The 25,241-nt window shown below is 70.0% G+C and carries 26 protein-coding genes; 7 read left to right on the forward strand and 19 right to left on the reverse strand.

What is annotated here, in order from left to right; all coding sequences use genetic code 11:
- Window positions 1-86: 86 nt before the first annotated feature.
- The 5 genes from IEX13_RS12675 to IEX13_RS12695 all read right to left on the reverse strand — a co-directional run bounded on the left by IEX13_RS12675 (window position 87) and on the right by IEX13_RS12695 (window position 8,944).
- Entirely contained in the window at window positions 87-1,265 is a 1,179-nt protein-coding gene (locus IEX13_RS12675) for an NHL repeat-containing protein (RefSeq protein ID WP_188664976.1), read from the reverse strand.
- 93 nt (window positions 1,266-1,358) lie between these two features.
- Window positions 1,359-2,132, reverse strand: a complete 774-nt coding sequence (locus IEX13_RS12680; protein ID WP_188664979.1) for a M23 family metallopeptidase — start codon at window positions 2,130-2,132, stop codon at window positions 1,359-1,361.
- The gene (locus IEX13_RS12685) at window positions 2,129-4,336 is read right to left on the reverse strand and encodes a putative bifunctional diguanylate cyclase/phosphodiesterase (protein ID WP_188664980.1); all 2,208 of its coding nucleotides are present in this window, start codon (window positions 4,334-4,336) and stop codon (window positions 2,129-2,131) included. The genes IEX13_RS12680 and IEX13_RS12685 overlap by 4 nt, the downstream gene beginning before the upstream one ends.
- A gap of 33 nt (window positions 4,337-4,369) precedes the next feature.
- Window positions 4,370-7,468 (reverse strand): ligand-binding sensor domain-containing diguanylate cyclase, encoded by a 3,099-nt coding sequence (locus IEX13_RS12690; protein WP_188664982.1) that lies wholly within the window; start codon window positions 7,466-7,468, stop codon window positions 4,370-4,372.
- A gap of 93 nt (window positions 7,469-7,561) precedes the next feature.
- On the reverse strand, window positions 7,562-8,944 hold the full coding sequence (locus tag IEX13_RS12695) for an L-serine ammonia-lyase (RefSeq protein WP_188664984.1): 1,383 nt from the start codon (window positions 8,942-8,944) through the stop codon (window positions 7,562-7,564).
- A gap of 88 nt (window positions 8,945-9,032) precedes the next feature.
- Here IEX13_RS12695 and IEX13_RS12700 point away from each other — a divergent pair, with 88 nt between their 5' ends.
- Complete coding sequence (locus IEX13_RS12700; protein ID WP_188664986.1) at window positions 9,033-9,263, forward strand: glutaredoxin family protein; 231 nt, start codon at window positions 9,033-9,035, stop codon at window positions 9,261-9,263.
- On the opposite strand, the gene IEX13_RS12705 is transcribed toward IEX13_RS12700, so the two are convergent.
- The 3 genes from IEX13_RS12705 to IEX13_RS12715 are packed head-to-tail and all read right to left on the reverse strand — an operon-like array spanning window position 9,260 to window position 10,978.
- Window positions 9,260-9,805: a YceI family protein gene (locus IEX13_RS12705; RefSeq protein WP_188664989.1), complete on the reverse strand. Its 546-nt coding sequence runs from the start codon at window positions 9,803-9,805 to the stop codon at window positions 9,260-9,262. The two genes, IEX13_RS12700 and IEX13_RS12705, sit on opposite strands and share 4 nt — an antisense overlap.
- Window positions 9,805-10,374 (reverse strand): cytochrome b, encoded by a 570-nt coding sequence (locus IEX13_RS12710; protein WP_188664992.1) that lies wholly within the window; start codon window positions 10,372-10,374, stop codon window positions 9,805-9,807. The genes IEX13_RS12705 and IEX13_RS12710 overlap by 1 nt, the downstream gene beginning before the upstream one ends.
- Window positions 10,352-10,978, reverse strand: coding sequence for a YceI family protein (locus tag IEX13_RS12715; RefSeq protein WP_188664995.1), 627 nt, complete (start codon window positions 10,976-10,978; stop codon window positions 10,352-10,354). Before IEX13_RS12715 ends, IEX13_RS12710 begins: the two co-directional genes overlap by 23 nt.
- A 96-nt stretch (window positions 10,979-11,074) precedes the next feature.
- Here IEX13_RS12715 and IEX13_RS12720 point away from each other — a divergent pair, with 96 nt between their 5' ends.
- The gene (locus tag IEX13_RS12720) at window positions 11,075-12,748 is read left to right on the forward strand and encodes an ATP-binding protein (protein WP_188664998.1); all 1,674 of its coding nucleotides are present in this window, start codon (window positions 11,075-11,077) and stop codon (window positions 12,746-12,748) included.
- On the opposite strand, the gene hemE is transcribed toward IEX13_RS12720, so the two are convergent.
- Genes hemE through IEX13_RS12740 form a run of 4 tightly spaced genes read right to left on the reverse strand, consistent with a single transcriptional unit; the run spans window position 12,745 to window position 15,759 of the window.
- On the reverse strand, window positions 12,745-13,827 hold the full coding sequence (gene hemE / locus IEX13_RS12725) for a uroporphyrinogen decarboxylase (RefSeq protein WP_188665001.1): 1,083 nt from the start codon (window positions 13,825-13,827) through the stop codon (window positions 12,745-12,747). The genes IEX13_RS12720 and hemE overlap by 4 nt on opposite strands.
- Before the next feature lie 25 nt (window positions 13,828-13,852).
- Window positions 13,853-14,107, reverse strand: a complete 255-nt coding sequence (locus IEX13_RS12730; RefSeq protein WP_188665004.1) for a WGR domain-containing protein — start codon at window positions 14,105-14,107, stop codon at window positions 13,853-13,855.
- Window positions 14,108-14,143: 36 nt separating this feature from the next.
- Entirely contained in the window at window positions 14,144-15,223 is a 1,080-nt protein-coding gene (gene aroB / locus IEX13_RS12735; RefSeq protein ID WP_188665007.1) for a 3-dehydroquinate synthase, read from the reverse strand.
- Complete coding sequence (locus IEX13_RS12740) at window positions 15,220-15,759, reverse strand: shikimate kinase (RefSeq protein ID WP_188665011.1); 540 nt, start codon at window positions 15,757-15,759, stop codon at window positions 15,220-15,222. The genes aroB and IEX13_RS12740 overlap by 4 nt, the downstream gene beginning before the upstream one ends.
- Before the next feature lie 64 nt (window positions 15,760-15,823).
- On the opposite strand from IEX13_RS12740, the gene IEX13_RS12745 reads away from it, so the two are divergent.
- Window positions 15,824-16,651 (forward strand): NAD-dependent epimerase/dehydratase family protein, encoded by an 828-nt coding sequence (locus tag IEX13_RS12745; protein WP_188665014.1) that lies wholly within the window; start codon window positions 15,824-15,826, stop codon window positions 16,649-16,651.
- Window positions 16,652-16,700: 49 nt separating this feature from the next.
- Entirely contained in the window at window positions 16,701-16,907 is a 207-nt protein-coding gene (locus IEX13_RS12750) for a dodecin family protein (protein ID WP_188665017.1), read from the forward strand.
- On the opposite strand, the gene IEX13_RS12755 is transcribed toward IEX13_RS12750, so the two are convergent.
- Window positions 16,900-17,715, reverse strand: a complete 816-nt coding sequence (locus IEX13_RS12755) for a kinase (protein ID WP_188665020.1) — start codon at window positions 17,713-17,715, stop codon at window positions 16,900-16,902. The genes IEX13_RS12750 and IEX13_RS12755 overlap by 8 nt on opposite strands.
- A gap of 35 nt (window positions 17,716-17,750) precedes the next feature.
- Here IEX13_RS12755 and pdxH point away from each other — a divergent pair, with 35 nt between their 5' ends.
- Together pdxH and IEX13_RS12765 are read left to right on the forward strand one after the other, a co-directional pair.
- Entirely contained in the window at window positions 17,751-18,368 is a 618-nt protein-coding gene (pdxH, locus tag IEX13_RS12760) for a pyridoxamine 5'-phosphate oxidase (protein ID WP_188665023.1), read from the forward strand.
- Entirely contained in the window at window positions 18,365-19,165 is an 801-nt protein-coding gene (locus tag IEX13_RS12765; protein WP_188665026.1) for an ABC transporter substrate-binding protein, read from the forward strand. The genes pdxH and IEX13_RS12765 overlap by 4 nt, the downstream gene beginning before the upstream one ends.
- Here IEX13_RS12765 and IEX13_RS12770 read toward each other — a convergent pair.
- Genes IEX13_RS12770 through IEX13_RS12795 form a run of 6 tightly spaced genes read right to left on the reverse strand, consistent with a single transcriptional unit; the run spans window position 19,162 to window position 24,096 of the window.
- Complete coding sequence (locus IEX13_RS12770; RefSeq protein WP_229668548.1) at window positions 19,162-20,172, reverse strand: phosphotransferase; 1,011 nt, start codon at window positions 20,170-20,172, stop codon at window positions 19,162-19,164. The genes IEX13_RS12765 and IEX13_RS12770 overlap by 4 nt on opposite strands.
- The gene (locus IEX13_RS12775; RefSeq protein ID WP_188665029.1) at window positions 20,169-21,398 is read right to left on the reverse strand and encodes an acyl-CoA dehydrogenase family protein; all 1,230 of its coding nucleotides are present in this window, start codon (window positions 21,396-21,398) and stop codon (window positions 20,169-20,171) included. The genes IEX13_RS12770 and IEX13_RS12775 overlap by 4 nt, the downstream gene beginning before the upstream one ends.
- A 7-nt stretch (window positions 21,399-21,405) precedes the next feature.
- Window positions 21,406-22,089, reverse strand: a complete 684-nt coding sequence (locus IEX13_RS12780) for a histidine phosphatase family protein (RefSeq protein WP_188665033.1) — start codon at window positions 22,087-22,089, stop codon at window positions 21,406-21,408.
- Window positions 22,086-22,517 carry a DUF4426 domain-containing protein gene (locus tag IEX13_RS12785; RefSeq protein ID WP_188665036.1) on the reverse strand — a complete coding sequence of 144 codons (432 nt, stop codon included), beginning with the start codon at window positions 22,515-22,517 and terminating at the stop codon, window positions 22,086-22,088. Before IEX13_RS12785 ends, IEX13_RS12780 begins: the two co-directional genes overlap by 4 nt.
- 39 nt (window positions 22,518-22,556) lie before the next feature.
- On the reverse strand, window positions 22,557-23,375 hold the full coding sequence (gene proC, locus IEX13_RS12790) for a pyrroline-5-carboxylate reductase (protein ID WP_188665039.1): 819 nt from the start codon (window positions 23,373-23,375) through the stop codon (window positions 22,557-22,559).
- A gap of 25 nt (window positions 23,376-23,400) precedes the next feature.
- A complete protein-coding gene (locus IEX13_RS12795) occupies window positions 23,401-24,096 on the reverse strand; it encodes a YggS family pyridoxal phosphate-dependent enzyme (RefSeq protein WP_188665042.1) in 696 nt (231 codons plus the stop codon).
- An 86-nt stretch (window positions 24,097-24,182) separates the two neighbouring features.
- On the opposite strand from IEX13_RS12795, the gene IEX13_RS12800 reads away from it, so the two are divergent.
- Window positions 24,183-25,220: a type IV pilus twitching motility protein PilT gene (locus IEX13_RS12800; RefSeq protein WP_188665045.1), complete on the forward strand. Its 1,038-nt coding sequence runs from the start codon at window positions 24,183-24,185 to the stop codon at window positions 25,218-25,220.
- Window positions 25,221-25,241 lie beyond the last annotated feature (21 nt).

Here is a 25,241-nt window from a genome sequence, read left to right on the forward strand (position 1 = left end):
GGAGCCGGAGTCAGAGTCGACCTTTCCCGCGCCCGCCCGATTTGCCGCCGCCGCCGGGGAAAAGTCGACCCTGACCCCGGTTTTTGTCAGGTGCCGCAGGCCACCCGCAGGTCCAGGGCCGCGGCCACGTCGCGCCAGTCGAACGCGGCCACGCCCATGTCGTCGTGCACGGCGTAGAAGACGCCGGCCGGGAAGCGGGCGGTCGGGGCCTGGTGCAGCCAGACACCGTCGGTGTTGGCGGTCTTTTCGCCGGCGAAGGCGCCCCGGTAGGCCAGGTCCAGGCGATCGAACACGTGGAACAGGCTGCGGTCCTTGAACTGGTCGGTGGCGATCCAGTAGCCGCTGCCGTCGGCGCAGGCCCACAGCGCGATGCCTTCGGCCTGGGCGCCGAACAGGCCCAGCCCGTGGCTGCTCCCCTGGAACCGCCCGTCGAGGCTGTATTCGCGCAGGGCGGTGCCGGTGTGCTCGTCCTCTTCGGCCACCAGCAGGCGGTCATTGGCCACGTCGCCCCAAAGCGATTCGGGGATGCGGATGGCGCCGGCCTCGCTGGTGTCGCCGATGGCGCCTTCGTGGCGCGCGGTCACGGCGCCGGCATTGGTGGTGACGATGAAGCGCCGGATGCGCCGGTCGAGTTCGACCACGGGCGGCACGATGTCTTCGCCCATGGCGTCTTCACCAGCCATGTAGGCGTCGGTCACCAGCACTTCCAGGGTGTTGTCCGGCAGCGGTCGCAGCCACAGCCCGTAGGGTTTTTCCAGCACGGCCTCGCCGAAGCTGCCCAGGGCCTCGAAGCCGGGCAGGGCCAGCACCTGCACGCGCTGGTTGTCGCGCTCGACCACGAACAGGTAGTCGCCGTGCACGAAGATGCCGTTCGGGCGCCTGAACTGGCCCAGGTCACCGCCCACGGTGCCGACGCCGCGCAGGCGTTCGCCGGTTTCGCCGTCGTAGACCACCAGGCCGTGGTCGCCTTCCTTGGCGGTGGCGATCAGCCAGGTCGTGCCGTCGCCGGCCACCCAGCTGGCCAGCGAATCGACGTTGTCCTCGGGCACGTCGACGCTGCTGAAAGCCTCGGCCACCACCTGGTGCGGCGTGCCGGCTTCGGCCAGCAGCGCGTCCTTGTCCAGTTCATCCGGCTCGCGTTCGTGGGAAGGCCTGGCATCGGTATCCGCCGCGACCGGGTCTTGCGACGAGGGTGCGCCGGGCTGGCAAGCCGCCAGGGCCAGGCAGGCGGCAAGCAGGGGAAAGGCGAGGCGAGGCGACGTCATGCGGGTTCTCCCGGCGCAGGCAACAAGCCGTGGAGTCTGCAGCCCAAGAATGACGCACCCATGACACCCGAAAAACGGGCTCAGAGTGCATCTCTACCGTTTCAGCGGGAGGTAGCCGTTGGGGCCGATCATGCGGAAGGGCACCGACACCAGGCGCATGCCGCCGTTCACCTGGATGGCGAAGTGCAGGTGCGGACCGCTGGAAAAGCCGGTGCTGCCGGCATACCCCAGCACCTGGCCCAGGTGCACGCGGTCGCCGGTGCGAACGTTGACGCCGCTTTCCTGCAGGTGGGCGTAGAGCGCCATCGAACCGTCGTCGTGCAGCACGCGTACGAAGTTGGCCTGGGCGGCGAGCGAGCGGTCGGCACCGCCCTCGGCGTGGCCCGCCATCGTCGCCACCACCGTGCCGTCGCGGGCGGCCAGCACCGGCGTGCCTTCGGCGACGATCAGGTCGACGGCGTAGCGGTTGGCTTCGTCGCCGTGGCTCCAGCCGCCGTGGAAACCCTGGCCAAGTTCGAAATCCGATTCTTCCACCGGCAGCGAATAAACCACGTCGCGCGCCTGGGCATGCGGCGGGCCCGGCACCGCCAGCAGCCGCAGTTCGTGCCGGCCGCCTTCGGCCACGGGCCAAAGGCGCGCCATGGTGGCCTGTTCGCCCGGCCCGAGCACGCGCCGGTACGGAAGGCCCGGTTCGCTGGCCATGCCCTGCCATTGGTCGGCCAGCAGTTCGACTTCAATCGGGCCGGCGCTCCGGTTGACGGCCACGGCGACCTGTTCGCCGCCCTGGCGGTGCACGGACAGCTGCGCCAGTTCGGCCGCGCCGACGGGCAGGGAAAGCAGGGCGAGCAGGGCCAGGGCGGGTTTCATCGGCCGCCAGTTTCCGCCAAACCGAAATATTCGTCGATGGGCGTGGGCGCGTCGAAGGTGAAGCCCTGGCCGAAATCCACGCCCAGCGCCTGCAGTGCCTGCCGCTGGGCTTCGGTTTCGGTGTGTTCGGCGATGGACTTCTTGTCCAGCACGTGGGCGATTTCGTTGATCGACCGCACCACCGCCTCGGCCATCGGCGAATGGTGCATGTCGCGCACGAAGCTGCCGTCGATCTTGAAGTAGTCCACGTCCAGCGCGCGCAGGTAGTTGAAGGAACAAAAGCCCGTGCCGAAATCATCCAGGGCGAACCGGCAGCCCAGTTCGCGCAGCTGGTTGATGAACCGCTGGGCCCGGGCCAGGTCGCGCACGGCGCTGGTTTCGGTCAGTTCGAAGCACAGGTGCCTGGCGGGGAAACTGCTGCGGCGCAGCCGTTCGGCCACGAAGCCGATGAAGCCCTCGTCAATCACCGCTTCGCCGGACAGGTTGATGCAGCACGACTCGACCGTGGCGGCGGCCTCGGGGTGGGATTCCAGCCAGGCCAGGGTCTGGCTGATCACTTCGCGGTCGATGCGCGTGCCCAGGCGGAATCGTTCGGCCGCGGGCATGAACTGGGCGGGCTCCAGGCGTTCGCCGGTGCGGGGGTCGTGCAGGCGCAGCAGGACCTCGAAATGCCGGCCCGAGCCGGCACCCGGCTGCAGCGGCACGATGGACTGGCAGTACAGGGCCAGGGTGTTCTTCTCCAGCGCTTCACGGATGCGCACCACCCAGCGCATGGCCGCGGTGCGGTCCAGCAGTTCGCCGGCGTCCAGGCTGGCCAGGCAGACCCGGTTGCCCCCCTGTTCCTTGGCGGTGAAGCAGGCCGCGTCGGCCTGCGAAAGCAGCTGCGCATAGTCGGCCTGGCCGGGCAGGAAGGTGACGATGCCGACGCTGGCCGTGGTGCCCAGCATCTGGCCGTTCCACCCACAGCGGTAACCTTCGATGGCGCGCAGCAGGGCACGCATGCGGTCTTCGGCCACCATCGGCGTGCAGTTGCGCAGCAGCAGCGCGAACTCGTCGCCGCCGGTGCGCGCGACCCGGTCCTCGGATCGCATGTGCGCCGAAATCACGCCGGCGACGCCGCGGATGAGCTGGTCGCCGGCGGCGTGGCTGGCGGTGTCGTTGATCAGTTTGAGGTGGTCCAGGTCGAGGTAGGCCAGCGCCATCGGTACGGTTGAGGTTTCGGCCAGCACCGGCCGCATGCCTTCCTCGAAGGCGTTGCGGTTTTCCAGGCCGGTCAGCGGGTCGATGTTGGCGCGGTGCTTGAGCACGCTGGCCGCGACCCGCTGCTGGTGCATGGCGAAGGCCAGCATCAGCGGCAGCGCCGCCACCTCGACCAGGAACACCAGCAGGTAGAGGCTGTCGAGCGGGTCGGTGGCGCGCGGGTAGCCGGCGGTGCCGAAGCCCGCGAGTCCGGCGATGAGCAGCATGGTCAGGGCGCTGGCGATGGCAGTGAAACGAGGCGGCAGGCGCACCGCGCTCCAGACCATGACGCCCAGCGGCAGCGCCACCAGGCCCAGGGCGTAGTTGCCGCCGTAGCTGCCGCCCCAGGCCATCAGCAGGTAGCTGGCCATCAGGGCGATGTTCCAGCCCAGCCGTTCGGCTTCCGAGGCGTATTCGCTGTCGGCGAAACGCCGGCGCTGGCCGGCGCGGCCCGGCAGCAGCAGCATCACGGCCGGCGCGATGCTGGTGGCGCCCAGCAGGTCGCCCAGCAGCCAGCGCCCGGCCGAGGCGGGCAGTTGTTCGGTGACGATCATGCCGGCATGCAACATGCCGGTGGTTCCGATGATTGCGCTGACCGTCGCCATCACCAGCGACCCGCCCAGGGCATGCAGGCCGAAGCGCACCGTCAGCAGGTCGTCCATGGGCTGCCGGCGCATCAGCCAGGCCCCGGCCATAACGCCCAGGAAGTTCGAGGCCATGGACCAGGGCACGAAGCTGCGCGGCACCGGTTCGAACAGGACGTGCACCAGCAAGGTGCCCAGCGGCACGAACCAGGCCACCCGCAGCCCGTAGCGCAGGACGCCGGCCAGGCCGATACCGGCCGCGGGCCAGAACAGGGCTACTTCGTCGGGCCCGCCGCGCAACAGGCTGGAATAGGCGCCGCCGGCGACGTAAAGCGCCAGCAGGACCAGTAAGATGGTTATCCGGCGCAGCGAAGCGGGCATGTCCGGGAGCATAGGCCGGCTGCCCGCCCGGGACTAGTGGCCGGGGCCGCCCGGAGGCGGCGTGAGCTTGTCCGAAGTCAGCAGGGCCAGCCGGCCGGCTTCGAGCAGGACGTCGGGGTCGCCGCGCAGCGCTTCCTGCAGGTGCGCCAGGTCGGTGTCTTCACGGGCACGATAGGCAGCCCAGCCGTTGCGGCCGTGTGCCTTGACGTAATACAGGGCCCGGTCGGCCATCTCGATCATCTGTTCCCAGCCCAGGCCACCGCGGGCGTCGCGGAACAGCGGACATTCGATGAAGCCCACCGAGCAGGTGATGCGCAGGGGCTCGGTGCCGCCGATGTCGAAGCGGTGTTCGGACACGCAGGCGCAGATGCGGTCGCCCAGCATCGGCAGGTGCCGGTTGGGCATGGGCCGGAACACGATGAGGAACTCTTCGCCGCCCCAGCGCGCGATGTAGTCGCCGGTGCGCACCATCTGGCCCAGCACCTGCGCCACCTGCTGCAGCACCCGGTCGCCGGCCTGGTGGCCGTGGGTGTCGTTGACGTCCTTGAAGTGGTCGATGTCGATCAGCGCGAAGACCATCACTTCGTCGGCCGAGCCGCGACGCACCGTTTCGCGGTCGTAGTAGGCGATGTCGGCGGGGATCTGGTTGGCCAGGTAGCGCCGGTTGCGCAGGCCGGTGAGCGGATCGGTCTGGCTGGCTTCCTCCAGGCGGTGGTTGGCCACCTCCAGTGCTTCGGTGCGCTGGCTCACCAGCAGTTCCAGCGCCTCGCGCTGGCGGCGGTGCTTGCCCAGCTGCCGCCGGTAGCCGGCATAGACGATGCTTGCGCCCAGTCCCGCCAGCAGCCAGTAGAACAGCGGCGTCTCGTGGAACTTGGGCTGGATCCGGAAGCCCACCTGGGCCGGTGCCGGGCTCCAGGTGTCGGCATTGTTGGACCCTTCGGCCTCGAACACGTAGGCGCCGGGCGGCAGGTTCGTGTAGTTGACGTTGCGCCGGGTCGGGTCGTCGAGCGTGCGCCAGTCGGCGTCGTAGCCGACCAGCCGGTAGCGCAGTTCGACGCTCTTGGGGTCCTGCAGGCTGAGCACGGTGAACTCGAAGGCCAGGTCGCGCTGGTTGGGCGCGAGTTGCCAATCGGCGCTGGCGTCGGCCGGGCGCCACTCGCCGCCGACCTGGATGCGCTCGATCACCGTGCGCGGCGCCGTGGCGTTCTTGACGATGCCGCGGGTGGCCATGGCGACGACGCCGTCGCGGGTGGGCAGCCACAGTTCGCCGCGTTCGATGAAACCCTTGGCGTTGCCGGCGCCGTTGCAGCAAAAGCCCTTCTGGCCCCCGCGACGGTCGCCGCGTTCATTGAGCAGCATCTCGCCGCGCACGTCCTCGCGGTTGCCGGCGGCGACGTCGGTCATGTCCTGCAGCAGCACGCGGTGCACGCCGCGGATGCCGGCCACCCACAGGTAACCGTCCTGGCCGTGGGTGATGAAGAACGGCGAGTTCACCGGCATGCCCAGGCCGGCGTCGAACGCATGCCAGCGGCCATCCTGCTCCAGGAAGATTTCCTCGGACAAGGCGCCGATGACCAGGCGTCCATCGGGCAACTCGTGGATGGCCGTCACGTCCAGGTCGCTGCGCAGGCCGGCCTCGAGGCCAAGCGGTTCAAGCTTGTTGCCCTGCAGCTCGTACAGGCCCGACTGGGTACCCACCAGCAGGCGGCCGTCGCGGGTTTCGTGCAGCACCCGGGTACGCGGGTCGCGCAGGCCCTGGGCCGCGCCGAAACCGGTCAGGCCGTCGCGGGTCAGCCGGAACAGGCCGGCGGTGCTGGCAAACCACAGCGCACCGCGCTGGTCACGCAGGATGCCGTTGACCTGGGCGCTGCGCATCGGCGCCAGCACGGCCGGAAGCTCCAGGTCCGCGCCGTTGCGCAGCACGGCGACGCCGCGCCGGGTGCCGATCCAGATGGCGTCGCGTTCGGGCAGCAGGGTGTAGGCGTTGGGGTGGGGCAGGTCGGCACCGGCGATCACTTCCCGGAAGTCGCCGTCCTGCATCACGCTCAGGCCGCTGTTGGTGCCGACCCACAGCTCGCCTTCCTGGCCACGCGCCACCGACCACACGATCTGGTCCTGCAGGCCCTCGAAGCTGCTGTAGCGACGGGTCCAGCCATTCCAGACCCGGGTGATGCCCTCCCACTGCGACCCCAGCCACAGGTTGCCTTCGCGGTCCTCGAACATAGCGCGCACGGCCGAGCCCATGGGGTCGTTGCGGACCACTTCGGTGACCCGGCCGGCGCGCAGCCGCGCCAGGTCGTCGACCATGCCGATCCACAGGTTGCCGTCGCGGTCCTCGTACATCGATTCGATCGGGGTGTTGGCCAGGCGCGGGTCGCCTTCGTAGCGGAGCCACTGGTCGCCTTCCCGGAAGAACAGGCCGTTGCTGGTCGCCGCCCACAGCCGCCCGTGGGCGTCGAGCAGCTGGGTCACCACGGTGTCGTCGTCGCCGTCGGGCATCGGCAGCAGCTGGGTGTCCCCTTCGGAGATGCGGTAAACCCGGCCGCGGCTGCCGACCCACAGGTCAGCGCCGCGCGCGAGCAGGGCGGTGGCCGGGCGCGGCAGCGGGTGCAGCAGCGCCAGTTCCTTGCCGGTGGCGCGATAGACGCCATCGGGCGCGGCGACCATCAGGTCGCCGGAGGGCATGGCCTCGATGTCGGTGGTGTCGAGCGCGCGGCCGGGTTCGTCGCCGGCCACGGGGACCGCCCGGAACTGGCCGTCTTCGTAGACACTCAGGCCCCGGTAGGTGGCGATCCAGATCCGGTTGGCCGGATCGACGTGCAGGTCGTGGATCCAGATGCCGCGCAGGCCCGGGGTGGTTTCGGGATTGAACGCCTGGAAGCGGATGCCATCGAACCGGGCCAGGCCGGCCTGGGTGCCCACCCACAGGTAGCCGGTGCGGTCCTGGGTGATGGCCAGGGCGCTGATCTGCGGCAGCCCTTCCTCGATGCTCCAGTTGTTGCGGACGTAGTGGTGGAAGGACTTGTCGGGGTCCAGGGCCAGCACATTGCCCGCCAGCAGCAAGAGCGCGAGCAGGGCGGTCAGCTTCGGGACACGGCGCATGGAGGGCACGGCGGGGTCCGGGGCGGGCATGGACCGACTATTACGCCCCGGGCATGGGCAGGGCAAGCGTTCATTGCCACTTTCGTGACCTCTCTCCCCTTGCGGGGCCGCTTTCAGGCACCGTCAGCACTCGATGACGTTGACCGCCAGGCCGCCGCGCGAGGTTTCCTTGTACTTGTCCTGCATGTCGCGGCCGGTGTCGCGCATGGTCTTGATGACCTTGTCCAGCGACACCTTGTGCTTGCCGTCGCCGCGCAGGGCCATGCGCGAGGCATTGATGGCCTTCACGGCGCCCATGGCATTGCGTTCGATGCAGGGAATCTGCACCAGGCCGCCGATCGGGTCGCAGGTCAGGCCCAGGTTGTGTTCCATGCCGATCTCCGCGGCGTTCTCGACCTGGCCCGGGCTGCCGCCCAGGGCCGCGACCAAGCCACCGGCGGCCATCGAGCACGCCACGCCGACCTCGCCCTGGCAGCCAACCTCGGCGCCCGATATGGAGGCGTTTTCCTTGTACAGGATGCCGATCGCCGCGGCGGTGAGCAGGAAATCGAAGATGCCCTTCTCGTTCGAGCCGGGGCAGAAGCGATCGTAGTAGTGCAGCACGGCCGGGATGATGCCGGCGGCGCCGTTGGTGGGCGCGGTGACGACCCGGCCGCCGGCGGCGTTCTCTTCGTTCACGGCCAGGGCGTAGAGGTTCACCCAGTCGAGCACGGTCAGCGGGTCGCGCATGCCGGCTTCGGGCTTGGACGACAGCTCGGCGTGCAGGCTGGGTGCGCGCCGGGCCACGTGCAGGCCGCCGGGCAGGGTGCCCTTTTCGCGAATGCCGCGCGCCGTGCAGTCCTGCATGGCCTGCCACAGTTCGCGCAGGCCCTGCAGCACCTCGGCCTCGGGGCGCCAGGCGGTTTCGTTGGCCAGCATCAGCGCGGCGATGCCCAGGCCACTTTCCTCGCAGCGGCGCAGCAGTTCATCGCCGGAGTGGAAGGGGTACGCAAGCGCGGTGGTGTCGGCGACGATGCGGTCTTCGGCGGCCTCTTCCGGATTGACCACGAAGCCGCCGCCCACCGAGTAGTAGTCGCGGCTGGCGAGTTCGGCACCGTCGGCGTCGTAGGCGGTGAAGCGCATGCCGTTGGTGTGGAAGGGCAGCTTCTGGCGCTTGTTCAGGACCAGGTCCTGCTTTTCGTCGAAGCGGATCTCGTGTTTGCCCAGCAGGTTGATCTTCTTTTGCTTGCGGATGCGTTCGAGTGCCGCCGGGATGACGTCGGGGTCGATCTGGTTGGGCCAGTGCCCTTCCAGGCCCATCAGCACCGCCTTGTCGGTGCCGTGGCCGCGGCCGGTCAGCGCCAGCGAGCCGAAGACCTCGGCGCGCACGCGCGCGGTGCGTTCGAGCACGCCCTTTTCTTCCAGCCAATGGCTGGTGAAGCGCGCAGCCGCGCGCATGGGCCCGACCGTGTGCGAGGACGAGGGGCCGATGCCGATCTTGAAGAGGTCGAAGACGCTGACTGCCATGTCGGGTCGGGTTCCGTTTCGGTGGGGGGCGCGTGCAGGCCGTATTCTATGCGCCTTGCCCGTCGGGCGACTGTACGGCTCCGAATTGATGCCCCCGTCCCTCACCCTCATCCAGCGCGACGACTGCCACCTGTGCGACCAGGCCTGGGACGTGATGGCCGCCGCCGGCGTGCCCGATTTCGACCCGCTGTGGATCGACGACGACCTGGGCCTGCAGGCCCGCTACGGGGAACGCATCCCCGTACTTCGGCGCGAGGACAGCGGCGCCGAGCTCGACTGGCCCTTCGACGTGGACCGCCTGCGCGCCTTCCTGGCCTAGCCGCCGGGCTGGAGCGCGAGGCGGGTGAACACCTCGACTTCGTCGGGCAGCAGGTCGGTGTCGGCCCAGTCGCCTTCACCGACGCCGAAATCAAGCCGCTTCAGGGTGGCCCGGCCTTCGAGCACGGCGGGCGCGCCCGCCGTCCAGGTGAAGTCCAGGACCACCGGCCGGCTGTCGCCGTTGAGCGTCAGCGTGCCCTCGGCCCGGAACCGGTTGCCACCCAGCGCGGTGAACCGGCTGGCCTGGTAACGCGCCTCGGGCTGCGCACCGGCGTTGAAGAAGTCCGGACCCACCAGCATTTCGTCGCGTTCCTGGTTGTCGGTGCTGGCGCTGGCCAGGTCGATGCGCACGTCGAACCGGCTGCCGGCCAGGTCGGCGGGGTCGAAGCGGATGGCCGGCGTGAACCGCGCGAAGCGGCCCTCGAAGGTGTCGCCCATGTAAACGGCCTTGAAGCCCAGCGTCGAGTCTTCCCCGGCGCGGTAGTCGGTGGCGTTGGCGGTGGTGCCGGCCAGCGCGGCCAGCAGCAGGATCAGGAACTTCATCAGGTGTCCTTGGTGTCGGGCGGGGGCAGGCCGGGCAACATGCGCGACAGGGTGGCGTCGCGGTCGAAGTAGTGGTGCTTGAGCGCCGCCGCCGCGTGCACCGTGACGATGACCGCCAGCGCGATGAACAGCCATTCGTGCATGGCCAGGGCGAAGGCCTTCACATCGGGGTCGTAGCCGCTGAGCTTGGGCAGGCCGAACAGGCCGAACCACTTGAGCGGAAAGCCCGAGGCCGAGTTGTACAGCCAGCCGCTGAGCGGCATCGCCAGCAGGATGACGTAAAGCGCGGCATGCGAAGCCTGCGCCGCGAGCTGCTGCCAGCGAGGCACGCCGGCCGCCGCCGCCGGGGTGCCTGCGAACAGGCGCCAGAGCAGGCGCAGCACGGTCAGGGCAAACACGGTCAGGCCGAAACTCTTGTGCAGCGCGTACACCTCGATCTTGGTGGGCGAATTGGCCAGCTCCTGCATCACCAGGCCTACCACGACCAGCGAAAGCACCATCAGAACGGTCAGCCAGTGGATGGAAATGCTTACCCAGCCCCAGCGTTCAGTCGTGTTGCGGATCGGCATCGTCGTTCTCCTGGTCGGGGGACGGGGTGTGGCGCACGGCTTCGGCCTGGATTTCGAGCTGCACCTGCCGGCCAACCACGTTGGGCCATTCCGCCATGCCGAAATCGCGGCGGTCGAGCACCGCGGTGGCGCTGAAGCCGGCGGTGCGCTTGAAGGTGAGCGGGTTGCGGGCCAGCTTGTTCAGGCGCACGTCGAGCGTCACGTCATGGCTTGCACCCTTGAGCGTGAGCTTCCCGAAAACCCGGCCATGGTCCGTGCCGGTGGCCTCGACCCGGGTGGAGCGGAAGCGCGCGACGGGCTGCTCCTGCGCGTGCAGCCAGGTGGACGAGAGCAGTTTGTCGCGCCAGTTGGTGTCGCCGATCTCGAGCTTTGCCAGCTCGATGTCGACGGCCAGGCGGGCGCTGGTCCAGTCGTCCGGGTCGAAGTAAAGCTCGCCCTGTACGTCGGGGAAGATGCCCAGGGCCTGCGAGAAGCCCGCGTGTTCGACCCGGAACAGCACGCGCGTGTGCACCGGGTCCAGTCGCCAGGCCTCGACCTCGGCGACAGCGGGGGCGGCGCCGCTTAGCAGGAGTAGACAGACCAGCGTTTTCCGAACTCGATTCATCCGTTTTCGGACCTCTGTGCGTCGGGCAGGTGTTTAGTCTAGGCCGCATCCACTCCCGGAGGGGCGATGCGGCCGTCTTCACCACTGCAACATTGCGTGGCCCTCACGGTGGCCCTGCTGGCGGGGCTGTGGCTGCCTGGCCTTGCCCGGGCAGGGATCCCGGGCCTGGCGGGGGCGGCTGGCGGACTGCATGGTGCCGCGCCCTCGGCGCCGGCGATCGAAACGGCGCAGCTCCGGGGCGGCCCCCGGCTGAACCTGCCGACAAGCGGCGCGCTGGTTCGCCTGCGCCCGGACGACCGCGAACTGCGCCTGGGCGTACGGCTGGCGGCGACCGGCGATCCGTCCACGCAGCGATTCCGCTTCCTGCTCGAAGGCCACGACCCGGGCTGGGTCGAACTGGGCGCGGACGGCATCCGTGTTCTTCCGAGCCTGGCGCCCGGGAACTACGTATTGCACGTCAGCGGGGCAGCGGCACCCGGCGAATGGTCCGAGGCACGCCGCCTCACCGTGCTGGTCGACCCGCCCTGGTGGGCCACGCGCGGCGCGCTGGCAGGCTTTGGCGTGGCCCTGATGCTGGCGCTGTCGGTGCTGGCCCTGGTCCATCGCGCCCGCGTGCGCCGCCGGGAAGCCTGGCGGCTTGCGCGCGCCCGCCAGCAGCTGGCGGAGCAGCATTCAGAGGCCAAGACCCGCTTCCTGGCTGCGCTGGGCCATGAGATCCGCACGCCGATGACCGGCGTGCTGGGCATGGCCGAACTCCTGCAGGGCAGCGCCCTGGACGCCGAGCAGCGTGCGCGCGTGGACGCCATCCAGGGTGCCGGCCGGCATCTGCTCCGGCTGGTCAACGACACCCTGGACCTGGCGCGCATCGAGGCCGGCAAGCTGGTGCTCGACGCCGCGCCTTTCGCGCTGCGCCGCCTGCTCGACGAACTTGCCGGACTGCTGCGGCCGCTGGCCGAGGCCAAGGGACTGGCCTTCCACCTGCACTGCGACGACGACGTGCCGCCGGGCTTGCGCGGCGACGCCACCCGCGTGCGCCAGATCCTGCTCAACCTGGCCAGCAATGCCATCAAGTTCTGCGAGCAAGGCGAACTGGTCATCCACTGCAGCCGGCGCGATCCCGTCGGCGTGGTGATCCTCGTGCGCGACACCGGCCCGGGCCTGGCGGCCGACCAGCAGGCGCGGCTGTTCCGGCGCTTCGAACAGGGCACGGATGCGGCCAGCGGCAGCCGCTATGGCGGCAGCGGCCTGGGCCTGGCGATCAGCCAGGAACTGGCGGCGGCGATGGGGGGCTCGATTTCGGTGCGCAGCGAGCCGGGCCGCGGCGCCAGCTTCCGCGTCGAGCTGCCCTTGCCGGCCGCGGCCGCGGCCGCACCGGCGGATGTGGCACCGGTGCTGGTGCTGCCCGGCCGGCGGGTCCTGCTGGTGGAAGACGACCCGGTGGTGGCGGCGGTGGTGCAGGACCTGCTGCGCCAGCAGGGGCACGCGGTGGTGCACGCCGCGCATGGCCTGGCGGCTATGGCCGCGCTGGCGGCCGGCCGCTTCGACCTGGCCCTGCTGGACCTCGACCTGCCGGGCCTGGATGGATTCGAGCTGGCGCGCCTGCTTCGCTCGCGGGGCGAGAAGCTGCCGCTACTGGCGCTGACCGCGCGTGCCGACGGCGAGGCCGAGCGCCAGGCGCTGGCCGCCGGCATGGACGGGTTCCTGCGCAAGCCGGTGACCGGTGCGATGTTGGCCGAGGCGTTGGCGGCAGCGCCGGTGCCGGTGGCCTAGCCGCGGCGGCTGTGCTGGTGCACGGCGTCCACCAGCACGCGCACGTGCTCGGGATCCATGTCCGGGGACATGCCGTGGCCGAGGTTGAACACATGGCCTTCGCGGGAACCGCCATTGGCGGCGGCGTAGTCATCCAGCGCACGCGCGGCTTCGGCGCGAATCACCTCCGGCGACGCGTAAAGCGTCGCCGGGTCGAGGTTGCCCTGCAGCGCCACCTGCTTGCCGATCCGCCGGCGGGCTTCGCCCAGGCCCACGGTCCAGTCCACGCCCAGTCCTTCGGTGCCGCTGGCGGCCAGTTCTTCAAGATAGGGCGCGTTGCCCTTGCCGAACAGGATCAGCGGCGCGCGCGACTTGCCTTCGCCGCGCGGCAGTTCGGCGGCGATGCGCTGCAGGTAGCGCAGCGAAAATTCGCGGTAAAGATGCGGCGCCATCACGCCGCCCCAGGTGTCGAACACCTGCAGGGCCTGCGCACCGGCTGCATGCTGGGCGGCCAGGTAGGCGATGACCGCATCGGTGGTGACTTCCAACAGCCGGTGCAGCGCCGCCGGGTTGTTGAGCGCCAGCGACTTGATGCGCGCGAAGTCCTTGCTGCCGCCGCCTTCGACCATGTAGCAGGCCAGCGTCCAGGGGCTGCCGGAAAAACCGATCAGCGGCACCGAGCCGTCCAGTTCGCGGCGGATCAGCGCCACCGCGTCCATCACGTAGCGCAGCTCGCTGCCCATGTCGGGCACGGCCAGCTTGGCGATGTCGGCTTCGCTGCGCACCGGGTCCTTGAACTTCGGGCCCTCGCCTTCGACGAAGTACAGGCCCAGGCCCATGGCGTCGGGCACGGTGAGGATGTCCGAAAACAGGATCGCCGCGTCCAGCGCATAGCGCCGCAGCGGCTGCAGCGTGACTTCGCAGGCCAGTTCGGGATTGGTGGCCAGGCCCATGAAACTACCGGCCTGCTGGCGGGTGGCACGGTACTCGGGCAGGTAGCGCCCGGCCTGGCGCATCAGCCACACCGGGGTGCAGTCAACGGGTTCGGATCGAAGCGCGCGCAGGAAACGGTCGTTTTTGAGGCTCACGGGATCATCCATCAGCGGGGCGCGCAGGCGCCCGTCATTACCTGGGCGCATGGGCACCCTGGGCGAACATCACCTGGAAACCCTTGCGCACTTGCGTATCGCGGGCCTTCTCGAAGGCCGACACGGCGGCATCGCGTTCCAGGAACTGTTCGCGGCGGAGCTGCGTCTTGCCGCCGATCTGGCCGGCTTCGCGCAGCAGGGTCCAGCCGCCCAGCAAGTCCTGCTGCAGGGTCAGCTGCACGAACTTGGGCGCTTCGCCCGCATTGGGTTTTTGCTGTAGCAACAGGCGCATAAGACCGCAATTGTAGCCGCTCCCACGCGCCGCGGGTCAGGCGTCGAGCACGGCCAGGATGGCCTCGTCGGTGACGCCGTCCACCACCTCGGCCTGGCCGATGCCCCGCCACAGCACCAGCCGCAGCGCGCCTGACACGGCCTTCTTGTCCAGGCGCATGCGGTCCAGCAGGGCGTCCGGGGCCAGTCCCGGCGGAAGGGCGACCGGCAGGCCCAGGCGTTCGAGCAGGGCCGCCAGGCGCGCGGCGTCGGGCCAGGGCGCCCGGCCCAGTTCGGCCGACAGCCGCGCCGCCAGCACCATGCCCACGGCCACGGCCTCGCCGTGCAGCAGGCCGCCGTAGCCCTGTTCGGTTTCGATCGCATGGCCGAAGGTATGGCCCAGGTTGAGCAGCATGCGCTCGCCCTGTTCGGTTTCGTCACGGGCCACGATCGCCGCCTTGTGCGCACAGCAGCGGGCGATGGCTTCGGCCAGCGCCGCCGGCTCACGTGCCAGCAGGGCCTCGGCCTGGTCTTCGAGCCAGGCGAAGAAGCCGGCATCGCCGAGCGCGCCGTATTTCACGACTTCGGCCAGGCCGGCGCGCAGTTCGCGGTCGGGCAGGGTGTCGAGCGTGGCCACGTCGGCCAGCACCGCCGACGGCTGGTGGAAGGCGCCGACCAGGTTCTTGCCCTGCGGCAGGTCTACCGCGGTCTTGCCGCCGACCGCGCTGTCCACCATCGCCAGCAGGGTGGTCGGCAGTTGCACGAAACGCACGCCGCGCATCCAGCAGGCGGCGGCGAACCCGGCCAGGTCGCCGACCACGCCACCGCCCAGGGCCAGCACGGTGGTGTCGCGGCTGGCGCCCATGCCGGCCAGCACGGCCATCACTTCGGCGAAGCGCGCCAGGGTCTTTTCCTGTTCGCCCGGCGGCAGCACGCAGGTTTGCACCTGCTTGCCGCGCAGGGCCGCCTGAACGGGGGCCAGGTAGTGCGGGGCGACGTTGACGTCGGTCAGCACCAGGGCGTGCCGGCCGGTGACCAGGGCCGCCAGTGCCCCGGGCTGGTCGAGCAGGCCACGTCCGATGCGGATCGGGTAACGCCGGTCCCCCAGCGCGACCTCGAGTTCATGCTGCGTGTTCATGCGGCCTCCGGGCGGCGCCACTGGCTGCCCACCTCGGTGAAAAGACGTTCGGCCGCCGTGGCCACGGCCAGGCCGTCGGCATTGAAGGGCAAGTCGGCCATGCCGGCGTAGATCGGTCCGCGCTGCGCGGCCAGGGCCTCGAGCCGTTCACGCCGGTCGGGCACCGCGAGCAGCGGCCGGCTGCGATCACGCGCCAGGCGTTCGAGCTGTTGCTGCACGCTCGCCTGCAGGTAGACGACGAAGCCGCGTTCGCACAGCCTGCGGCGATTGCCCGGGTCGAGCACCGCGCCGCCGCCGGTGGCCACGACCTGGTCCTTGCCCTGCATCACCTCGGCGATAAGCGCCGCCTCGCGTGCGCGAAAGCCTGGTTCGCCCTCGAGTTCGAAGATCACCGGAACGGTGGCGCCCGTGCGTGCTTCGAGGGCGTGGTCGCAGTCGACGAAAACCAGTCCAAGCCGTTCGGCCAGCTTCCTTCCGATCGAGGTCTTGCCCGCGCCCATGGGGCCGACGAGCACGAGGTTTGGCGCAGGGTTCATGGGACGCGATGCTAGCATCCGGCGCAGTGGCGGCCGCGGGTCGCCCGGTGCGCAAGGAGCGGTGATGGCGGGTGTCGGGCAGGCGGGTCCGGTGGTGGTGGCGGGCGCCGGCGACGTCGGCGGGCGCCTGGCCGCGCGGCTTGCCGGCGAGGGCACCGAAGTGCTGGCGCTGCGTCGCCGCCTGCCCGGGCAGGTGCCCGACGGCGTGCGCGCGATGGCGGTGGACCTGGTATCCGGCCAGGGCCTGGCGGCCCTGCCGCGCCAGGCCGCGGCGCTGGTGTTCTGCGCCGCGCCCGACCAGCGCGACGAAACGGCCTACCGGGCGCTGTACGTCGACGGCCTGGCCCGGCTGATGGCGGCCTGCGAGGCGCCGCGCATCCTGTTCGTGTCCTCAACCGCCGTATACGCCCAACACCGCGGCGAGTGGGTGGACGAACGGACGCCGGCCAGCCCGGTGGCCTTCAATGGCCGGGTGCTGCGCCAGGCTGAACGCCTGCTCGATGGGCGCGCCGGCGCCAGCACGCTCCGCTTGTCCGGGCTGTACGGCCCGGGCCGCACGTCCCTGATACGGCGCGCGCTGACCGGCGATCCCGGCAGCCGGCGCTGGGGCAACCGCATCCACGTTGAAGACGCCGCCGGCGCCCTGGCCCACCTGCTGGCCCTGGAAACCCCCGCGCCGCTGTACCTGGGCAGCGACGATCTGCCTGCGCTGGACACCGAAGTACTGGCCTGGCTGCGGGAAACGGCAGGGCAATTGCCGGTCGAGGCGCCCGCCGAAGGGCCCATCCAGGGCCGCCGCGTACGCAATGCGGCGCTGCGCGCCACGGGTTGGCAGCCGGCGTACCCGGACTATCGGTCGGGTTACCGGCCGTTACTCGGGCCGGGGGTATAGTCGGCCGGGCCTGATGAGGGCGTTTCACTCATGTAAGAGGAGAAGCACCATGGGTACCGTAACCAAAGTGATCGAAGTCTCGTCGTCTTCCGGCAAGAGCGTCGAGGATGCCGTGCAGCTGGGCCTCAAGAAGGTCGCCAGCACCGTCAAGGGCATCAAGGGTGCCTGGGTGAACGAGGTCAAGGTCATCACCAGCGACGATGGCAGCATCACCGAGTGGCGCGTGAACATGCGCGTGAGTTTCGTTGTCAGCTGACCAGGCGACGCGCGGCGTCGAGCGTGAATAGCTCGTCCGCGATGGCCGGCAGCGTGCGTAGCGCCTGACGGCTGACCCGTTCGAAAAACAGCACGAACCGTTCGACCTGGGCCCGTGTCATCGCGCGGCGTCCCGGGTTGGCGGCCTGCAGCGTGCATTCCTGCTGCCAGCGCCATTCCGGCACCACCTCGAAACCAGGTCCGCGCAGCCAGGCCAGGTGGTCGATGCGTTCCCAGACGGGACCGTAAGCGGCCAGCGCCTGGTTGCAGTAGCGCCGCCAGCTGCCGTCGGGGTCTTCATCGCGCTCGAGCGCATTGATCGGTTCCGCCAGCGCCGCCTCGACTTCGGCCGGCACCTTGTGGAACCAGCCTTCGAACACCACCAGCCTTGCACCCGCCGGCGCCCGCGGCCAGCGCGATGGCGGCAGGCGGCGGTCGGCGATCTTGTCAAAGCGCGGCAGCGCGACCCGCCGGCCAGCGCGCAGGCCGTCCAGGGTTTCCACCAGCAGGGCCAGGTCGTGGCTGCCCGGCGGGCCGCGCGTGGCCAGCAGCGGGTGCACCTGGCGGGCCAGGCGCTGGCGTTCGCGCCGGCCCAGGTAGAAGTCGTCGATCGACAGCACCACCACGGGCAGGCCGCGCCGGCGCGCCATCGCAGCCATGTCGGCGGCCAGGGTGGACTTGCCCGTGCCCTGCAGGCCGGTCAGGCCATAAACGGGAATGCGCGCGGGCAGGGCGAGGCCATCGGCCAGGCGCGCCGCGATGAAGTCGGGGTGATGGTGGCCGGCGATGGGCTGGGAAGGAGGACTCATCGGCGCGACAATACGCCAAGCCCGAGGAACCCACGATGACCGACGCGACCCAGACCGCCACCGATCCGCTGCTGGCCGAGGCGATGGCCACCTTCACCACGCTGCTGGCCGAAGCCACCGAGGCCGGCGACCCCGAGCCGACAGCCATGACCCTGGCCACCGCCGATGCCGAAGGCAGGCCGTCGGCGCGCACGGTCCTGCTGAAGGCATTCGACGGGCGTGGCTTCGTCTTCTACACCAACTTCGACAGCCGCAAGGGCCAGCAGCTTACGCACAACCCGAACGCGGCCCTGCTGTTGCTGTGGAAGACCCTGCGCGACCAGGTCCAGGTGAAGGTCGAAGGAACGGTGGAACCGGTGTCCCTGGCCGAGGCCGACGCTTATTTCGCCAGCCGGCCGCGACCCAGCCAGATTGGTGCCTGGGCGTCGCTGCAGTCGCAGACCATGCCGTCCCGGGAAACCTTCGAAGCACGGGTGGCGGCCTTCGAAAAGAAGTTCGAGGGCGGCGACGTGCCGCGTCCCCCGCACTGGTCGGGCTTCCGCGTGGTGCCCGAGCGCATCGAGTTCTGGTACGGCGCGCGCTACCGCCTGCACGAACGCCACCACTACGAACGCATCGGCGAGGCCTGGACCAAGCGGCTGCTGTATCCATGAGCACCGGTCCGCGCCGCATCGTCTGCCTCACCGAGGAGCCCACCGAAGTCCTGTACGCCCTGGGCGAACAGGACCGCATCGTCGGCATCAGCGGTTTCACGGTGCGGCCGGCGCGGGCGCGCAAGGAAAAACCGAAGGTCAGCGCCTTCACCAGCGCCAAGGTCGGCGAAATCCTGAAGCTGCACCCGGACCTGGTGATCGGGTTTTCCGACATCCAGGCCGACATCGCCGCCGAGCTGATCCGCCAGGGCGTCGAGGTCTGGATAAGCAACCACCGCAGCGTCGCAGGCATCGTCGACTACGTGCGCCGCCTGGGCGCGATGGTCGGCGCGGCCGACATGGCGGTGGCCTACGCCGACCGGCTGCAGGCCGGCATTGATGCCGTCGCGGCGCAGGCGGCGACGCTGCCGCGCCGGCCGAAGGTGTATTTCGAGGAGTGGGACGAGCCGCGCATCAGCGGCATCCGCTGGGTGGCCGAACTGGTGCGCATCGCCGGTGGCGACGACATCTTCCCGGAGCTGGCCGCGCAGTCGCTGGCCAAACACCGCATCCTTGCCGACGACGCGCAGATCATCGCGCGCGCCCCCGACATCGTCTTCGGTTCCTGGTGCGGCAAGAAATTCCAGCCCCGCAAGGTGGCCGAGCGTCCCGGCTGGGAAAACGTGCCGGCGGTACGCGACGGCCAGCTGCACGAAATCAAGTCGCCCATCATCCTCCAGCCCGGCCCGGCCGCCCTCACCGACGGCCTGAACGAAATGGCGCGCCACATCCACGCCTGGGCGGGATCGAAAAACTAAGTCCGAAGCGCCTGCACGCCGAGTTTGGCCAGCAGGGCGGTCATCTGGCCGGCCTGGGCGGCTTGTTCGCTCGAGGCATTGCCTTGCTGGGCGCGCTTGGCGACACCCTGGGCAATGGCCGCGAGGCGGAAGAAGCTGAAGGCGAGCACGAAGGGCCAGTCGGCGGGCACCGGCTGGCCGCTCAGCTCACAATAGCGCGCCAGCAGCGCCGTTTCCTCCGGGATGCCCAGCGCAGTGCGGTCCATGCCGGCCAGGCCGGGCAGGGCGGGGTTGCGCGGCAGGCGCAGCGCCATGCAGAAATAACCCAGGTCCGCCAGCGGATGGCCCAGGGTGCTCAGCTCCCAGTCCACCACGGCCAGCAGGCGCGCTTCGCCGGGCGCGAACATCAGGTTGTCGATGCGGAAGTCGCCGTGCACCAGCGCAACCCGGCCGTCGTCGGCCGGGCAGCTCTGTTCAAGCGCCGCCATCAGCGCGTCCATGTCGGGGATCGGCTGGATTTCACTGGCGCGGTACTGTTCGGACCAGCGATGGATCTGGCGGCTGAAATAGTTTCCGGGCTTGCCGTAGTCGCCCAGGCCGATCGCCGCCGGGTCCAGGGCATGCAGGGCCGCCAGCGCGGCGATGATCGCTTCGTAGTGCGCCGCGCGCTGTTGCGGCGTCATTTCCGGCAGCGACGGATCCCAGTGCACCTGCCCGGGCACGAAGGCCATCAGGTAGAACACCGAACCGATGACCGATTCGTCGGTGCAAAGGTGCAGCGGCTCGGCCACCGGCACCGGTCCACCGTGCAGCGCCTGCAGCACGCGGAACTCGCGGTCCACCGCATGCGCCGACGGCAGCAGCTTTCCCGAGGGCTTGCGCCGCAGCACGTACTTCCCGCTGCCCGCTTCGATCAGATAGGTCGGATTCGACTGCCCGCCCTTGAACTTCGTCGCCACCACCGGCCCCCGGAAGCCGGCGACCGCCGATTCCAGGTAGGTGGCCAGCGCCTGTTCCGGAAAGCTCACGATTCGCCCTTCGGCGTGCGCAGCATTGATCGGGCGAGCGAGGCGATGTGCACTTCGTCGGGGCCGTCGGCCAGGCGCAGGCTGCGGGCGCCGGCGTAGGCCTGGGCGAGGAAATGGTCCTGGCACAGGCCGCCGCCGCCGTGGATCTGGATAGCGCGGTCGATCACCTGGCAGGCCATGCGCGGCGCGACGATCTTGATCATGCCGATCAGGTCCTTCGCACCCTTGTTGCCGTGCGCGTCCAGCGCCGCGGCCGCCTGCAGGGTGAGCAGGCGCGCCTGTTCGATCTCGCAGCGGCTCAGCGCGATGGCTTCCTGGGCCATGCCGTGGCCGCCCAGCGGCTTGCCGAAGGCCTCGCGCTGGCGCGCACGTTCGACCATGGCTTCCAGCGCGCGCTGGGCCAGGCCGATCAGCCGCATGCAGTGGTGGATGCGGCCCGGCCCCAGCCGTGCCTGCGCGATCTCGAAGCCGCTGCCTGGCGCGCCCAGGCGGTTGACCACCGGCACGCGCACCTTGTCGAAGGCCAGCTCGACGTGGCCGTGCGGCGCATCGTCGTAGCCGAATACCGTCAGCGGCCGCACGATGCGCACGCCCGGCGTATCCATCGGCACCAGCACCATGGACTGGCGCTTGTGCGCCGGCGCGTCGGGCTCGGTGACGCCCATGACGATGAGGATGGCGCAGCGTGGGTCGGCGGCGCCGGTGGTCCACCACTTGCGGCCGCTGATGACGTAGTGGTCGCCCTCGCGCACGATCGGCAGGGCGATGTTGGTGGCATCGGAACTGGCCACGTCCGGTTCGGTCATGGCGAAGGCCGAGCGGATCTCGCCCGCCAGCAGGCGCGGCAGCCAGGGTTCCTGCTGTTCCGGCGTGGCGAAGTGCATCAGCACTTCCATGTTGCCGGTGTCGGGCGCGCTGCAATTGAAGACTTCGGGCGCGTGCAGGGAACGGCCGGTGAGTTCGGCGATGGGGGCGTAGTCGAGGTTGCTCAGGCCAGCGCCGCGGTCGGCGTCGGGCAGGAACAGGTTCCACAGCCCCAGCGCCCGCGCGTCGGCCTTCAGGGCTTCGAGCTGCGGCGGGATCGACCAACGCGTGGCCGGGTCGGCGGCGTGGGCGGCGAAACCCGCTTCGGCCGGCAGGATGCGGTCGGCGACGAATCGCGCGACGTCCGCCTGCAGCTGCAGCGACCGGTCGGAAAACGTGAACAGCGACGACGTCTGCTTCATGCCGGCCTCAATAGTAGGTCCACAGTTCGCGCTGGCCGTGCAGGTGCGGCAGGGCGTTCCAGCTGCCCAGGCGCAAGCGCGGGCCATGCGGATGGAATTCGCTCACCGCGCTGTTGCGCAGCGACAGGTTCAGTTCGACCGCGCGTTCGACGGGCACGTCCAGCGCCATCTGCGCCAGGCGCGAAATCACACCACCCGAGCTGAGCACCAGCACCTCGCCGTCGCCGGCCAGCGCCTGCAGGCCCTGCCCCGCCCGGCGCACGCGGTCGCCAAAGGCCTGCCAGGTTTCCGGCATGCCCGGCAGTTCATCGCGGGCCCAGGCCAGCAGCGCCGCCTGCAGCATGGCGGCGACGTCGCGCGGCTGGCCGCTGCGGCTGGCCAGCACCACCGGGCTGCCGGCGTTGCGTTCGACGAAGGCGCCGAACACCGCCTGGTGGTCGAATTCGGCGAAGCCGGGGTCACTGACGGCTTCAGGCAGGGGCAGCCCACGTTCGGCGAAGGCGTCGATCACGCCTTGCGCGGTCTGGGCGTGCCGGCGCATGCCGCCCACCACCACCGCCTCGAAGCGGTGCCCGCCCTGGGCGAGCCAGTCGCCCAGGCGCCGCGACTGAACCTGCCCGCGTTCGGAGAGCTGGTCGTAGTCGGCGGCCCCGAAGCTCGCCTGTCCGTGGCGAACCAGCAGCAGGCTCACTGGGGGAAAAACTCCTGCCTGAAGGACGCCTTGATCGGCGCCTGGCCCTGGACGATGACCTCGATCTCGAACGTGAGCGTGTCCTGGCCATTGATGGGGACGTTGCCCAGGTAGTACAGGGCCTCGCCGTCACGCACCTCGCGCAACGACACGCCGTTGCGCTGGCCGGCCAGGTTGGTGGCCACGGCCAGCACCTTCGCCGGCACGGCGACGTCGGCACCCGGTTCGCCGCGGCGCACCGAGACGTTCAGCAAGGCGCGGTTGGCCGAACGGGTGATGCCGTACTGGCGCGCGACCTCGGGCGTCAGTTCGGTGGTGGGCAGGGCATTGAAGTACACGCGCAGGTCGCCCACGCGCTTCGAGTTGGCGGCGGCGGGCAGCGACAGCGTGAACAGGAGGGCAACGGCAAGCCAGGACCTCAGGCGCATGGTCGTGCTCCTTGCAGACGGGCCTGCATCATCGCGCTCCTATGAGCCTTCCGACAACTCGCGGCCGCGCCGGGCGGCCGCGGCGACGGCATCGTGCACCAGCCGGCGCAGGCCGTTGGCTTCGAAACTCTCGATGGCCGCCTGGGTGGTGCCGCCGGGCGAGGTGACCCGCTTGCGCAGGGTGGCCGCGTCCTCACCGGTTTCCACCAGCATGCGGGCCGCGCCAAGCAGGGTCTGGTTGGCCAGGTCGCGGGCGGTGTCCGCGTCCAGGCCCTGGGCCACGCCGGCGGCCTGCATGGCTTCGGCCAGCAGGAACACATAGGCCGGGCCGCTGCCCGACACGGCGGTGACGGCGTCCATCTGGGCTTCGTCCGGGATCCAGGCCGCCAGGCTAACCGCCGACATCAGCGAGCCGGCCAGTTCCCTGCCGGCGGCGGTGACGCGCGGGTTGGCGTACAGGCCGGTGGCGCCGGCGCCAAGCAACGACGGGGTATTGGGCATCGTGCGGACCACGGCCTGGCCGCCGCCCAGCCACTGGTCGATCCGGGCGGTGGTGACGCCGGCGGCGATGGACACCACCAGCGGTTTCGAACGGGCGGCCAGGGCGGCCAGCTCGGCGCAGACGCTGCGCATCACCTGCGGCTTGACCGAAAGCACCCAGGTGCCGGCGTCGCGTGCGGCGTCGCTGGCGGTGGCGTGCACCTGCACGCCGAAGTCCCCGGCCAGCGCCTGGCGAAGTGCTTCCTGCGGTTCGGCGACGTGGATGGATGCGGCCGGCCGGCCGCGGGCGACCAGGCCGCCGATGAGGCTGCGGGCCATGTTTCCGCCGCCGATGAAGGCCAGGGTGTCGTGGGTCATGGGGGCTCCTTGTCCTTGGATGGGGTCAGTCGTGGGCAGGCGTCGGGCGCGGCCCGAACAGCGCGGTGCCGATGCGCACCATGGTCGCGCCTTCGGCGATGGCGAGCTCGAAATCGTCGCTCATGCCCATCGACAGGGTATCGACGCCGGGGTGGTCGGCGGCAAGCTGGTCGAACAGGGCGCGCAGTCGCCGCAGCGTGGCGCGTCGCCGCGCCGGATCCGGATGCGGTTCCGGGATGGCCATCAGGCCGCGCAGGCGAAGGTTCGATGCGCCCGCCACCAGCCCGGCGAGGGCCCCGACGTCTTCGGGCGCGCAGCCGGACTTGCTGGCTTCGCCGTCCACGTTCACCTGCACCAGGACGTTCAGCGGCGGCCTGCCGGCGGGGCGGGCCCGGTCCAGGCCCGCCACCAGCTTGGGCCGGTCCAGCGACTGCACCCAGTCGAAGGCCCCGGCGGCCTCGCGGCACTTGTTCGACTGCAGGTGGCCGATCAGATGCCACTCCAGGCCCAGCGCGGCCAGTTCGGCGGCCTTGTCCGCGCCTTCACGCACGTAATTCTCGCCAAAGGCGCGCTGGCCGGCGGCGGCCAGGGCACGCACCTCGCCGGCGGTCCGGGTCTTGGAGACGGCCAGCAGCCGGACGGCCCGTGGCCGGCCCGCCAGCTTTGCCGCGTTTTCAATGGTTTGCAGGACACCGCGTAGGGTCTGTTCCGGCGTTTCCATGGGTGGCATTGCCTTCTGTGGTTGGCGCTATACTGCCCCGGGAACGTGCGGTCGCCCATCCGATCAAGCGCCAAGGGGACACAGTAATGGACATCGCCGAACTTCTGGCATTCTCGGTAAAGAACAAGGCCTCCGACCTGCACCTGTCGGCCGGCCTGCCGCCCATGATCCGCGTGGACGGCGACGTCCGCCGCATCAACATCCCGGCGCTGGACCACAAGCAGGTGCACGCGCTGGTCTACGACATCATGTCGGACAAGCAGCGGCGCGATTTCGAGGAATTCCTCGAGGTCGACTTCTCCTTCGAAATCCCCGGCCTGGCGCGCTTCCGCGTCAATGCCTTCAACCAGAACCGCGGCGCCGGCGCCGTGTTCCGCACCATCCCCAGCCAGATCCTCTCGCTCGAGGAGCTGGCCACGCCCAAGATCTTCACCGAGCTGATCAACCAGCCCCAGGGCCTGATCCTGGTGACCGGTCCGACCGGTTCGGGCAAGTCCACCACGCTGGCCGCGATGGTCGACCACATCAACAAGAACGAGTTCGGCCACATCCTCACCGTCGAGGACCCGATCGAATTCGTGCACACCTCGCAGAAGTGCCTGGTCAACCAGCGCGAAGTGCACCGCGACACCCACGGCTTCAACGAAGCCCTGCGTTCGGCGCTGCGCGAAGATCCCGACTACATCCTGGTCGGCGAAATGCGCGACCTGGAAACCATCCGCCTGGCGCTCACCGCGGCGGAAACCGGCCACCTGGTGTTCGGCACCCTGCACACCTCATCGGCGGCCAAGACCATCGACCGCATCATCGACGTCTTCCCCGCGGGCGAGAAGCCGATGGTGCGTTCCATGCTTTCCGAGTCGCTGCGCGCGGTCATCTCGCAGTCGCTGCTCAAGAAGGTGGGCGGCGGCCGCATGGCGGCGCACGAGATCATGGTGGCCACGCCGGCCATCCGAAACCTTATCCGCGAGGACAAGGTCGCGCAGATGTACTCGTCCATCCAGACCGGCCAGCAGTACGGCATGCAGACCCTCGACCAGTGCCTGCAGGACATCGTCAAGCGCGGCCTGGTCACCAAGATGCAGGCGCGCGACTACGCCAAGGAAAAGAAGCTTTTCGACTGACGTCCCCGCCGGAAGGGGGCT

Source organism: Arenimonas soli, assembly GCF_014643775.1.
Classification (GTDB): domain Bacteria; phylum Pseudomonadota; class Gammaproteobacteria; order Xanthomonadales; family Xanthomonadaceae; genus Arenimonas; species Arenimonas soli.